This is a genomic window from Arthrobacter sp. NPDC080086, from assembly GCF_040702285.1.
This window is the reverse complement of sequence record NZ_JBFBKP010000017.1, coordinates 1-12,142: the sequence shown is the minus strand read 5'-3', so window position 1 is coordinate 12,142 and position 12,142 is coordinate 1. Positions and strand designations below refer to the sequence as shown.

Annotated in this window: 10 protein-coding genes; 8 read left to right on the top strand and 2 right to left on the bottom strand. The window is 67.9% G+C overall.

Annotated features, from left to right (window positions below; translation table 11 throughout):
* Positions 1–117 precede the first annotated feature (117 nt).
* From AB0305_RS08325 to AB0305_RS08315, 3 genes are read left to right on the top strand one after another with little or no spacing between them, the layout of a single operon-like run.
* Positions 118–1,047, top strand: a complete 930-nt coding sequence (locus AB0305_RS08325; protein ID WP_290255790.1) for an ABC transporter permease — start codon at positions 118–120, stop codon at positions 1,045–1,047.
* Positions 1,037–2,029, top strand: a complete 993-nt coding sequence (locus AB0305_RS08320) for an ABC transporter permease (RefSeq protein WP_364133087.1) — start codon at positions 1,037–1,039, stop codon at positions 2,027–2,029. Before AB0305_RS08325 ends, AB0305_RS08320 begins: the two co-directional genes overlap by 11 nt.
* A gap of 11 nt (positions 2,030–2,040) precedes the next feature.
* On the top strand, positions 2,041–3,756 hold the full coding sequence (locus AB0305_RS08315) for an ABC transporter ATP-binding protein (protein ID WP_364133084.1): 1,716 nt from the start codon (positions 2,041–2,043) through the stop codon (positions 3,754–3,756).
* 115 nt (positions 3,757–3,871) lie between these two features.
* Here AB0305_RS08315 and AB0305_RS08310 read toward each other — a convergent pair whose 3' ends face one another.
* A complete protein-coding gene (locus AB0305_RS08310; protein WP_364133081.1) occupies positions 3,872–4,783 on the bottom strand; it encodes an SGNH/GDSL hydrolase family protein in 912 nt (303 codons plus the stop codon).
* Positions 4,784–5,077: 294 nt separating this feature from the next.
* Between AB0305_RS08310 and typA the strand changes: the two genes are divergently transcribed.
* Both typA and AB0305_RS08300 read left to right on the top strand, forming a co-directional pair.
* A complete protein-coding gene (gene typA / locus AB0305_RS08305; RefSeq protein WP_290255786.1) occupies positions 5,078–7,006 on the top strand; it encodes a translational GTPase TypA in 1,929 nt (642 codons plus the stop codon).
* 192 nt (positions 7,007–7,198) lie between these two features.
* The gene (locus AB0305_RS08300; protein WP_364133078.1) at positions 7,199–8,533 is read left to right on the top strand and encodes an MFS transporter; all 1,335 of its coding nucleotides are present in this window, start codon (positions 7,199–7,201) and stop codon (positions 8,531–8,533) included.
* On the opposite strand, the gene AB0305_RS08295 is transcribed toward AB0305_RS08300, so the two are convergent.
* A complete protein-coding gene (locus AB0305_RS08295) occupies positions 8,530–8,826 on the bottom strand; it encodes a hypothetical protein (RefSeq protein ID WP_364133075.1) in 297 nt (98 codons plus the stop codon). The two genes, AB0305_RS08300 and AB0305_RS08295, sit on opposite strands and share 4 nt — an antisense overlap.
* A gap of 170 nt (positions 8,827–8,996) precedes the next feature.
* Between AB0305_RS08295 and fdxA the strand changes: the two genes are divergently transcribed.
* The 3 genes from fdxA (at position 8,997) to AB0305_RS08280 (ending at position 11,998) form a co-directional block, all read left to right on the top strand.
* Positions 8,997–9,323 (top strand): ferredoxin, encoded by a 327-nt coding sequence (gene fdxA, locus AB0305_RS08290; protein WP_290255783.1) that lies wholly within the window; start codon positions 8,997–8,999, stop codon positions 9,321–9,323.
* A 12-nt stretch (positions 9,324–9,335) separates the two neighbouring features.
* Positions 9,336–10,484, top strand: coding sequence for a succinyldiaminopimelate transaminase (dapC, locus tag AB0305_RS08285; protein ID WP_364133072.1), 1,149 nt, complete (start codon positions 9,336–9,338; stop codon positions 10,482–10,484).
* Between the two features lie 230 nt (positions 10,485–10,714).
* Positions 10,715–11,998 carry a citrate synthase gene (locus tag AB0305_RS08280; protein WP_290255781.1) on the top strand — a complete coding sequence of 428 codons (1,284 nt, stop codon included), beginning with the start codon at positions 10,715–10,717 and terminating at the stop codon, positions 11,996–11,998.
* Positions 11,999–12,142 lie beyond the last annotated feature (144 nt).

The window sequence follows — 12,142 nt, the reverse complement described above, 5'->3', positions numbered from 1 at the left end:
CCCGTCCTCTGTGACCGACCCGGCGCCGGGCCGCAGTCCAAAGTGAAAAGGTTCTTCGATGAACAACTCCGCCGCATCCCTGGACCGGATGCCTGCTGACAAGGGTGTGCTTCGCTGATGGCGACTTACATCCTCAAGCGTTTTCTCCAACTGATCCCCGTCTTCCTGGGCGCAACGCTGCTGGTCTACTTCCTGGTCTTCAGCCTCCCCGGTGACCCGATCGTCGCCCTCTTCGGCGACAAGCCGGTCAACGAGGCCGTCGCCGCGAAGCTCCGCGCGCAGTACCACCTGGACCAGCCGTTCTGGATCCAATACCTGCTCTACCTCAAGAGCATCTTCACCTTCGACCTCGGCCAGGACTTCTCCGGCCGTCCCATCGCCGCCGTGCTGGGCGAGGTGTTCCCGGTTACCGCCCGCCTGGCCATCATGGCGCTGATCTTCGAGGCCGTCTTCGGCATCATCTTCGGCCTGATCGCCGGCCTGCGGAAGGGCAAGCTCTTTGACGCGACCGTCCTCGTGGCGTCCCTGATCGTCATCGGCATCCCGATCTTCGTCCTTGGCTTCCTGCTGCAGTTCACCATCGGCGTCCAGCTCGGCTGGGCCAAGCCCACGGTCAGTTCCGCGGCTACGGTGCAGGACCTGATCCTGCCCGCGATCGTGCTGGGCCTGGGCTCCTTCGCGTACGTGCTGCGCCTGACGCGCACCTCGGTGATCGAGAACATGAACGCCGACTACGTGCGCACCGCCACCGCCAAGGGCCTGTCCCGGTTCCGAGTGGTCCGCGTGCACATCCTGCGCAACTCCCTGATCCCCGTCATCACCTTCCTGGGCGCGGACCTGGGCAGCCTGATGGGCGGCGCGATCGTCACCGAAGGCATCTTCAACGTGCCCGGCGTCGGCAACCGGCTCTACCGGGCCGTGCTCTCCGGCGAGGGACCCACGGTGGTCTCGATCGTCACCGTCCTGGTGCTGATCTACTGCCTCTCCAACCTGCTCGTTGACCTGCTCTACGCCTGGCTTGACCCGAGGATCCGCTATGACTCCTGAAACCAATCCCGCACGGCAGGACGCTCCGATGCCCGCCCCGCGCCACATCGAGCACTTCGTCGCCGACTTTTCCGAGACCCCGCTGCAGGCCACGGACAAGGTCAAGGAGGACCAGGCACCCCTGAGCCTCTGGGCCGAGGCCTGGCGCAACCTGCGCAAGCAGCCGCTGTTCCTGATCTCCGCGTTCCTGATCCTGGTGGTCGTGGCCGTGTCCCTCTTCCCGGGACTGTTCTCCGGCATCGACCCCACCTCCGAGGCCTGCCAGCTGGCCAACTCCGACGGCGGCCCCACCGGCGGCCACCCGCTGGGCTTCACCCAGCAGGGCTGCGACGTCTACGCCCGCGTCATCTACGGCACGCGCTCCTCGGTGACCGTCGGCCTGTTCACCACCATCGGTGTCCTGGTCATCGGCGGCATCATGGGCGCCCTGGCCGGCTACTACGGCGGCTGGGTTGACGCGGTCCTGGCCCGCATCAACGACATCTTCTTCGCGCTGCCGCTGATCCTCGGCGCGATCGTCGTCATGCAGCTGCCGATGTTCCGCTCCAACCGCACCGCGTGGACCCTGGTGCTGATCCTGATGGCGTTCGGCTGGCCGCAGATCGCCCGCATCACCCGTGGCGCCGTGATCGAGGTCCGCAACGCCGACTTCGTCACCGCCGCGCGTTCCCTGGGTGTCTCCAAGTTCGGCGCCCTGATGCGTCACGTCATGCCGAACTCGCTGGCCCCGATCATCGTCGTGGCCACCATCTCCCTGGGTACCTTCATCGTGGCCGAATCCACGCTGTCCTTCCTGGGCATCGGCCTCCCGCCCAGCGTGATGTCCTGGGGCAACGACATCCAGGCAGCTCAGGCCTCCCTGCGCTCGAACCCGATGCCGCTGCTCTACCCGGCCATCGCCCTCTCCATCACCGTTCTGAGCTTCATCATGCTGGGCGACGCCCTCCGTGATGCTCTCGATCCCAAAGCGCGCAAGCGATGAAAGGGGAAGCCATGAACACCCCTGTTGAAATCCGTGAAGAGGGAACGGCCGCCGTGCGTCCGCTCCTGGAAATCCGGGACCTGGCGATCACCTTCAAGACCGGCGGCGGCGACGTCAACGCCGTCCGCAACGCCCACCTCACCGTGATGCCGGGCGAAACGGTCGCGATCGTGGGCGAGTCCGGCTCGGGCAAGTCGACCACGGCGCTGGCCGCGATCGGCCTGCTGCCCACCAACGGCCGGGTCTCCGGCGGCCAGATCCTGTTCGACGGCGAGGACATCTCCAAGGCCGGCGAGAAGCGCATGATCGAATTGCGCGGCAACAGCATCGGCATGGTCCCGCAGGACCCGATGTCCAACCTCAACCCGGTTTGGAAGATCGGCCAGCAGGTCCGCGAGACGCTCAAGGCCAACGGGCTGCCCGACGGTCCCGACGACGTCGCCAAGGTCCTCTCGCAGGCCGGCCTGCCGGACGCCGCACGGCGCGCCAAGCAGTACCCGCACGAGTTCTCCGGCGGCATGCGCCAGCGCGCGCTGATCGCCATCGGCCTGTCCTGCCAGCCGCGCCTGCTCATCGCCGATGAGCCGACGTCGGCCCTGGACGTGACCGTGCAGCGCCAGATCCTTGACCACCTGGACAAGATGACCACCGAGCTCGGCACCGCCGTGCTGCTGATCACCCACGACCTCGGCCTCGCCGCCGAACGCGCCGACAAGGTGGTCGTGATGTACCGCGGCCAGGTGGTGGAATCGGGTCCGTCGCTGGAACTGCTGCGCAACCCGCAGCACCCGTACACGCAGCGCCTGGTCGCCTCCGCGCCGTCGCTGGCGTCCCGCCGGATCCAGGTCGCCAAGGAGCAGGGCGTCGAGTCCGAGGACCTGCTCGCCCCCGCCGAGGAAGGCGTGGTCGAGGCCGCGAAGCCGGACGAGGTGCTCAAGATCGAGAACCTCCGCAAGGTCTTCAAGCTCCGCTCCGGCCTGGGCCGGTCCACCGACTTCACCGCGGTGGACGACGTGTCCTTCAGCGTCAAGCGCGGCACGACGACGGCGATCGTGGGGGAGTCGGGCTCCGGCAAGTCCACGGTGGCGCAGATGGTGCTGAACCTGCTCCAGCCCACCTCCGGCAAGATCGTGTTCGACGGCGTGGACACCTCGACGCTGAACGCCAAGGAAATCTTCGCGTTCCGCCGCCGTGTCCAGCCGATCTTCCAGGACCCCTACGGTTCCCTCGATCCGATGTACAACATCTTCCGGACCATCGAGGAACCGCTGCGCACCCACAAGATCGGGACCAAGGCCAGCCGGGAAAAGAAGGTGCGCGAACTGCTGGACCAGGTGGCCCTGCCGCAGTCCACCATGCAGCGCTACCCGAACGAGCTCTCCGGCGGCCAGCGCCAGCGCGTCGCGATCGCCCGTGCCCTGGCCCTCGATCCCGAGGTCATCATCTGTGACGAAGCCGTCTCCGCACTCGACGTGCTGGTCCAGGCGCAGGTTCTCAACCTGCTCGCGGACCTGCAGTCGCGGCTGGGCCTGACTTACCTCTTCATCACCCACGACCTGGCCGTGGTCCGGCAGATCGCGGACCACGTCTGCGTGATGGAAAAGGGCAAGCTGGTGGAGACCGGTTCGACCGACGACGTCTTCGACGCGCCGCAAATGGAGTACACGAAGGCCCTGCTGAACGCCATCCCCGGCGCCAAGCTGATGCTCCCACCGGACGTCGCCTGACCTCCAGGCAGGACGCCCCTGCGGGCCCTCACTAACAAAGGCAGCCGGTGACCACCCCGCGGGGTGGTCACCGGCTCCCTTTGTTTAACTCTTCCCGGTCCTCCGGTACCGCTGCCTAGTTGCCGGGCTCGGTGGTCACGGGCCCGGGCGGGGGCAGTTCGAGGCCCAGATCCTTGAGTTTGCCGGCCAGGATCGTACCGAGCGCGGCGTGGCCGGTGCTGTTCATGTGCACGCCGTCGGCCATCTGCGAGGTCAGGTTGTACTTGGTCAGCCAGTCGCCGGTGCTGATGAACGGGATGGAATGCCGGGCCGCAAGGCCGCCCAGCAACGAATCCACCTGGGTCCGGCGGCCGCCGCCGTAGTTCGCCCCGCGGGCCAGGGTGCCGATCATCGCCAGCCGGGCGGAGGGGTAGCGCTGCTTGAGGGAGGCGATCAGCCGCTCGGCGTTGGCCACGATCTGGGCGTCGGTGGCCCCGCGGGTTGCATCGTTGCCGCCGCCTTCCATGACAATTAGGGCGGGCGCGCCGTAGGGCAGCTTCCAGTCCCCGCGCTGCAGGGCGTCGACGTAGTTGCCGGTCTTCCCATTCGCCGCGACATAGCCGGTTCCGCCCAGACCGCAGAAGAAGACGTCGTACCCGGCCGCGGAAAGGCCCTGCCGGGGCCACCCATTGGTCGGTTCGGACTGGGAGTCGCCGATCAGGAGCGCGGTCCGGGAGATGTTGGCCACGATGACCTCTTCCCGGCCGTTGGCCGGGTTGCGGTATACCGTGCCCGGGGCCATGGTGGCCGGGTTGGGCAGGGGTGCCAGCAGGGACTTCTGCCCGCCGGCGGCGACCGGTTCGCCGGACGCACCTGCACCCGCACGGGCCGCCGACTTTCCGGGTACGCCGGAGGCGGGGGCGCTGGCGCTGGCCGGTGAGTCCGGGCCGGACGAGGAAGTGGTGGGTGCCTGCCCGCAGCCGGCCAGGAGAACGCCGGTGGCGATCACAGGTGCGGCGTAGCGGGTCAGAGCCGAGGCGATTCGCATCTGGGGTCTCCGGGCTTTGCTTTTCTTTACCACGGCAATAATGCGGTACTTCGCTCCCAAAAGCCAGTGACATTCCTCACGTGGACACGACCCCGCCGGGCGCCGCCGCCGTCGCCGGGCGCCGGGCCCGGTGCCCGGGGATCCCCGCGCCGGCGGGCGATTTAGGCCAATAAATGCCCGAGCCGCTAGAATGGATGCAGGTGCCCTGTGCGAACGGGCCATTCCTGTCGTGCGTTCCGGTCGGAAATGTCGCGATACAACAGCTGACTTCACCACTGAATCGAGCAATAACGCATGTCTGAAACCACCACCAACACTGCGGTAGCCACTGCATTGCGCAGTGACCTGCGCAACGTCGCGATTGTGGCCCACGTTGACCACGGCAAGACCACCCTGGTCGATGCCATGCTCAAGCAGACCAACTCCTTTGCCGAGCACAACCACCTCGAAGACCGCGTCATGGACTCCGGTGACCTGGAACGCGAAAAGGGCATCACCATCCTGGCCAAGAACACCACGGTGGCCTACAACGGTCCGTCCTCCAACGGCGAGACCATCACCATCAACGTCATCGACACCCCCGGCCACGCCGACTTCGGCGGTGAGGTCGAGCGCGGCCTGTCCATGGTCGACGGCGTCGTCCTCCTCGTGGACGCCTCCGAAGGCCCGCTGCCGCAGACCCGCTTCGTGCTGCGCAAGGCCCTCGCCGCGCACCTGCCCGTGATCCTGCTGGTCAACAAGACCGACCGTCCCGATGCCCGCATCGAGGAAGTCGTGCACGAGTCCATGGACCTGCTCCTGGGCCTGGCCTCGGACCTCGCGGACGAGGTTCCGGACCTGGACCTGGACAAGATCCTCGAAGTTCCCGTCGTCTACGCCGCCGCCAAGGTCGGCCGCGCCTCCCTCGAGCAGCCCGCCGACGGCACCGCCCCGGAGAACGAGGACCTGGAACCGCTCTTCAAGACCATCATCGAGCACATCCCGGCCCCGACCTACAACCCGGACGGTGTGCTGCAGGCACACGTCACCAACCTGGACGCCTCCCCGTTCCTCGGCCGCCTCGCCCTGCTCCGCATCTACAACGGCACCCTGCGCAAGGGCCAGACCGTGGCATGGGCCCGCGCCAACGGTGAGCTCAAGAACGTCAAGATCACCGAACTGCTGGCCACCAAGGCCCTGGACCGCGTCCCGGCCGAGTCCGCCGGACCGGGCGAGATCGTCGCCGTCGCCGGCATCGAGGAGATCACCATCGGTGAGACCCTGACCGACGCCGAGAACCCGCAGCCGCTGCCGCTGATCACCGTTGACGACCCGGCCATCTCGATGACCATCGGTATCAACACCTCCCCGCTGGCCGGCAAGGTCAAGGGCGCCAAGGTCACCGCACGCCAGGTCAAGGACCGCCTCGACAAGGAACTGATCGGTAACGTCTCCATCAAGGTCCTCCCGACCGAGCGTCCCGACGCCTGGGAAGTCCAGGGCCGTGGCGAGCTCGCCCTCGCCATCCTGGTCGAGCAGATGCGCCGCGAAGGCTTCGAGCTGACCGTCGGCAAGCCGCAGGTTGTCACCAAGACCATCGACGGCAAGATCCACGAGCCGATGGAACACATGACCATCGACGTGCCCGAGGAATACCTCGGCGCCGTGACGCAGCTGATGGCCGCCCGTAAGGGCCGCATGACCAACATGGCCAACCACGGCACCGGCTGGTGCCGCATGGAATTCATCGTTCCCGCCCGTGGCCTGATCGGCTTCCGCACCCGGTTCCTCACGGACACCCGCGGTGCCGGCATCGCCGCCTCGATCTCCGAGGGCTACGAGCCGTGGGCCGGCCCGATCGAATACCGCACCAACGGTTCGATGGTTGCCGACCGTGCCGGTGTCGTGACGCCGTTCGCCATGATCAACCTGCAGGAACGTGGCTCCTTCTTCGTGAAGCCCACCTCCGAGGTCTACGAGGGCATGATCGTCGGCGAGAACTCCCGCGCCGATGACATGGACGTCAACATCACCAAGGAAAAGAAGCTCACCAACATGCGTGCCGCTTCCTCGGACTCCTTCGAGAACCTGACCCCGCCGCGCGAGCTGACCCTCGAGGAATCCCTCGAATTCGCCCGCGAGGACGAATGCGTCGAGGTCACCCCGGAAGACATCCGTATCCGCAAGGTGATCCTGGACTCCAACGAGCGGGCCAAGGCCAACCGCGCCCGCGCCAAGGCCTAGGGTCCAGCCCGCCAGGGCATCGGCGCGTCCAGCGCCACCACGAACTGCCGTCGGGCAGGCGGTCCAACCGCCGCCCGGCGGCAGAGCCGTTTAAGCGGCCCTCCCGGTTCTGCCGGTGCCGTGCGGCGCAACGCCGTCCCGGCGCGCCGCGAAGTGATTGACAGCTGTCACCTCTACTGCAAAGCTGACCCGGTGACAGCCCAGAAACCCGCCGACTTCGCCGCGGATTCCGACGTCGGCGGGGACGCTGAGGCACCGGGGGACACTGCCCGGGAGGCCTCGCTCTGGCGTGACGCCAACTTCGGCGTCTTCTGGACCGCCCAGTCCCTTTCGCAGCTCGGCGCCCAGCTCGGACAGCTCGCGTTCCCCGTCCTGGCCGTGACCCTGCTGCGCGCCACCGAGTTCGAGGTGGGCATCCTCAACGCCGCCGGACTCGCCGCCTTCCTGCTGGTTGGGCTGCCTGCCGGCGCCTGGGTGGACCGCTGGCTCAAGCGCCGCACCATGATCCTCGCGGACCTGGTCCGGATGGTCGCGATCAGCGCCGTGCCCCTGCTCTGGTGGGCCGGTGCGCTGCAGGTCTGGCACCTCTACGTCATCTCCGCCGTCGTCGGCGTCGCCACCGTGTTCTTCGACGTTTCCTATCAGAGCTTCGTCCCCCTGCTGGTGCCCGCCCGCCACGTGGGCGAGGCAAACTCCAAACTCGAGGCCACGGCCCAGATCGCCCGGATCGGCGGGCCAGCCGCCGGCGGAGCGCTCCTGGCCGTGGTGACGGCGCCGGTGCTCTTTGTCGGCCAGTCCGTGGGATACCTGCTCTCCGCCGTGTTCCTGACCCGCACCCGCGACCGTGAGGAGCCCCGCCCGGCCCGGGAACACGGTTCGCTGGGCACCGAGATCCGCGAGGGCCTCTCCTTTGTGGTGCGGCACGAACTGATCCGCCGCGTGGTGCTCTGCACCGCCGGCATGAACTTCGCCAGCATGCTGGTGTTCACGCTGCTGCCGGTGCTGGTGCTCCGGCAGCTGGGGCTGGGTCCCCAGGGTATGGGCATCATCATGTCCGTCGGCGCCGCGGGCGGCCTGCTGGGCGCGGTGTCCGGCCCGTGGCTTGCCCGCCGGATCGGCGAGGGCCGGGTCATCCCGGCGGGGGCACTGCTTGGGTCGCTGGCGCTGGTGCTGGTGCCGGTGGCGGCCCTGCAGACCGAACCCGGCAACGCCCTGGTGCTGCTGACCATCTCCGAGTTCGGCACCACCTTCGGCGCGCTGGTCTACAACATTATGCAGCTGACCATGCGGCAGCGGGTCTGCCCGCCGCGGCTGCTGGGCCGGATGAACGCCTCCGTCCGCTGCGTCGTCTGGGGCGTCATGCCGGTGGCGGCCCTGATCGGCGGCTTCCTCGGCGAGTCAATCGGGATGGTGCCCGCCATGTGGCTGGGCGCCGCGCTGAGCCTGCTCTCCGTGGCGCCGGTGCTGTTCTCGCCGCTGATGTCCATGCGGAAGCTCCCGGACAGCGTCGAGGGACCCGCCTCCTAGGCTTCCTCCGGCCCGGCAGCGTCCTGGGATTTCTCCGGCTCAGTAGAGCCCGGCCTCACCCGCGGCGCCCGGCGGGGCGGAGGCGGCGGCACGGCCTTCGCCGCCACCACGGACGCCAGCGTGATGACCGTGTCCTCCCGGCGCGTGCGGACCGTGCACTCGGTACCGTCGCAACCCAGCAGCTCGCCCAGCGCGTCGGTCAGGCCGCCCTCGATGCGGTACCGGACCACCACCCGGGTGCCCGGCGCGGCGGAGGCCAGAAAGTCACGGGGCCGGGAAGGGGAATCGCTCACCGGACCATCCTAGGTCCGCGGGCAGACCGCCTGCCGCGGGCGTCTGTGACGGCCGGGTAGGTTGGCGGGAGCGGGCTGGGGGATAATAGGCTCGGAAGTCAGCAGCCCGGCGCTCAGGCCGGGGCAGAACGCCCGGCGGAAGCCGGAGCCAACGTGGAGAGGCCAGGGTCGTGACGTACGTAATCGCGCAGCCGTGTGTAGATGTTAAGGACAAGGCATGCATTGAGGAGTGCCCCGTCGACTGCATCTACGAGGGCGAGCGTTCCCTGTACATCCACCCGGACGAGTGCGTGGACTGCGGTGCCTGCGAGCCGGTCTGCCCCGTCGAGGCGATCTACTACGAGGACGACACACCCGAAGAGTGGGCGGACTACTACAAGGCCAATGTGGAGTTCTTCGACGTGCTGGGTTCCCCGGGCGGCGCCGCCAAGATCGGCAACACCCACACCGACCACCCGATGATCGCCGCCCTGCCGCCGCAGAACCAAGACCACTAGGACGGATCCACGGTGACTTCTGCGGTGCGCAGCTTCGGCCTCAGCCTGCCCGACTACCCGTGGGAGGCGATGGCGCCCTACAGCGCCCGCGCCGCCGGGCACCCCGGGGGAGTGGCCAACCTGTCCATCGGCACCCCGGTGGATGACACGCCCGCCCTGGTCCAGGACGCCCTCCGGGCCGCGGCCAACGCTCCCGGCTACCCGACCGTGCACGGCACCCCGGCCCTCCGCGAGGCCATCGCCGCCTGGTTCGAGCGCCGCCGCGGCGTCCCCGGCCTCGACCCGCAGAACGTCATGCCCACAGTCGGGTCCAAGGAACTGGTGGCCTGGCTGCCGTTCCTGCTCGGCCTGAAGCCCGGCGACGTCGTCGTCCGGCCCACCGTCGCGTACCCCACCTACGACATCGGGGCCACGTTCGCCGGCGCGGAGCACGTCGCCGCCGACGACCTCGATGAACTCGACGCCGGCACCCGCTCGCGCGTCCGGCTCGTCTGGGTCAACTCCCCGGCCAACCCCACCGGCAGCGTCCGCGACGCCGAGTCCCTGCGCCGGATCGTGGCGCAGGCCCGTGAGCTGGGCGCCGTCGTCGCCTCCGACGAGTGCTACGCCGAACTCGGCTGGGGCGAATGGGACGTCCAGCGAGGCGGGGAACCCGTACCCAGCATCCTCGACCCGCGGGTGGCGGGCGGCTCCCACGAGGGGCTGCTGGCGGTCTACTCGCTGAGCAAGCAGTCCAACCTGGCCGGCTACCGGGCCGCCTTCGTCGCCGGCGACGGGGCCCTGATGGCCAACCTGGTCAACAGCCGCAAGCACGCCGGGATGATCGTGCCCTACCCGGTCCAGGAGGCCATGCGCGTGGCGCTCGGCGACGACGCCCACGTCACCGCGCAGAAGGACCTGTACCGCGGCCGCCGCGAGCGGATCGTTCCCGCACTGGAGTCCTTCGGGCTGACCATTCACGAGTCCCGCGCCGGACTCTACCTGTGGGCCACCGCGGGCGAGCCGACCTGGGACACGGTGGGGCGGCTGGCGGACCGCGGAATCGTCGTCGGCCCCGGGGTGTTCTACGGCGACGCCGGCAACGGCTTCGTGCGGGTGGCCCTCACGGCCAGCGACGAGCGGATCGCCACCGCCGCGGAGCGTCTGGCTACGGGACCGTAACGATGCTGTGACGCGGGGCACACAAAGCGCGGATTCGCCGCCTTGAAGGCCCTGCGGATTAGTACCACCCGCGAAGTCCCGGTACTTTTTAACTGACGATCAATGGTGGCTTTCCACAAGAAGGCAGCGCGGCCGTTGGAACCGGCATGTAGATGCGGATTCCGTGGGCGGCTTCACCAGATGTTGGATCAAGCTTTCAACAGGGGCCCAGGGCCTCATGAGGAGAATCCATGACTGAGACCACCAGCGCAACCCTGCGTCATGCAGGCGGCGAGCTTGAGCTCCCGCGCATCAAGGTTGTTGAAGGAAACGAAGGCTACGACGTTTCCAAGCTGCTGAAGCAGACCGGCGCCGTTGCCTTTGACCCCGGTTTCATGAACACGGCGGCCACCACCTCGGCCATCACATACATCGATGGCGACGCCGGCATCCTGCGCTACCGGGGTTACCCGATCGAGCAGCTCGCCGAGCACTCGAGCTTCCTCGAGGTGTCCTACCTGCTGATCTACGGCAACCTGCCGACGCCGGCCGAGCTGGAGGCCTTCGATCAGCGGATCCGCCACCACACCCTGCTGCATGAGGAGCTCAAGGGCTTCTTCAGCGGCTTCCCGCGCGACGCGCACCCGATGCCGGTGCTTTCCTCCGCCGTCTCCGCGCTGTCCACCTTCTACCAGGACTCGCTGGACCCGTTCAACGCCGAGCACGTCGAGGTTTCCACCTACCGCCTGCTGGCCAAGATGCCGGTCATCGCCGCATACGCGCTGAAGAAGTCCATCGGCCAGCCGATGCTCTACCCGGACAACTCCATGAACCTGGTGGAGAACTTCCTGCGCCTGAGCTTCGGCCTCCCCGCCGAGCAGTACGAGGTCGACCCGGTCGTTGCCAAGGCCCTGGACCTGCTGCTCATCCTGCACGCGGACCACGAGCAGAACTGCTCCACCTCCACGGTCCGCCTGGTCGGCTCCTCCAACGCCAACCTCTTCGCGTCCGTCTCCGCCGGCATCAACGCCCTCTTCGGCCCCGCCCACGGTGGCGCCAACGAGGCCGTCCTCAAGATGCTCCGCCAGATCCAGGCCGACGGCATCAAGCCCGAGGACTACATGGAGAAGGTCAAGAACAAGGAAGACGGCGTCCGCCTGATGGGCTTCGGCCACCGGGTCTACAAGAACTACGACCCGCGCGCCAAGATCGTCAAGGCCACGGCCCACGAGATCCTCAGCAAGCTCGGCGGCAACGACGAACTGCTCGAGATCGCCCTCCGCCTCGAAGAGAAGGCGTTGCAGGATGACTACTTCATCCAGCGCAAGCTCTACCCGAACGTGGACTTCTATACCGGCCTGATCTACAAGGCCATGGGCTTCCCGGAGAAGATGTTCACCGTGCTCTTCGCGATCGGCCGCCTCCCCGGCTGGATCGCGCAGTGGCGCGAGATGATCAGCGACCCGAACACCAAGATCGGCCGCCCGCGCCAGCTGTACACGGGAGAGCCGGAACGGAACTACCCGGCCGTCTAGGTCCCATCCAACGGCACTGCACTGCTGAGCACAGCCCGACGGCGGCGGTCCCTGCTCCAGGCCGTGCGACGACACTTCCATGGCGATGGCGCGAGCGCCGGCGCGATGCAGGTCGGCCAGGCTGTGCTGCAGCTGAATGGCGTC

What these genes read in the sequence shown, in the direction of transcription:
- AB0305_RS08320 (WP_364133087.1), top strand. Translation starts at nt 1,037, where the DNA reads ATGACTCCTGAAACCAATCCCGCACGGCAGGACGCTCCGATGCCCGCC.
- AB0305_RS08315 (WP_364133084.1), top strand. Translation starts at nt 2,041, where the DNA reads ATGAACACCCCTGTTGAAATCCGTGAAGAGGGAACGGCCGCCGTGCGT.
- AB0305_RS08325 (WP_290255790.1), top strand. Translation starts at nt 118, where the DNA reads ATGGCGACTTACATCCTCAAGCGTTTTCTCCAACTGATCCCCGTCTTC.
- AB0305_RS08310 (WP_364133081.1), bottom strand. Translation starts at nt 4,783, where the DNA reads ATGCGAATCGCCTCGGCTCTGACCCGCTACGCCGCACCTGTGATCGCC.
- AB0305_RS08280 (WP_290255781.1), top strand. Translation starts at nt 10,715, where the DNA reads ATGACTGAGACCACCAGCGCAACCCTGCGTCATGCAGGCGGCGAGCTT.
- typA (WP_290255786.1), top strand. Translation starts at nt 5,078, where the DNA reads ATGTCTGAAACCACCACCAACACTGCGGTAGCCACTGCATTGCGCAGT.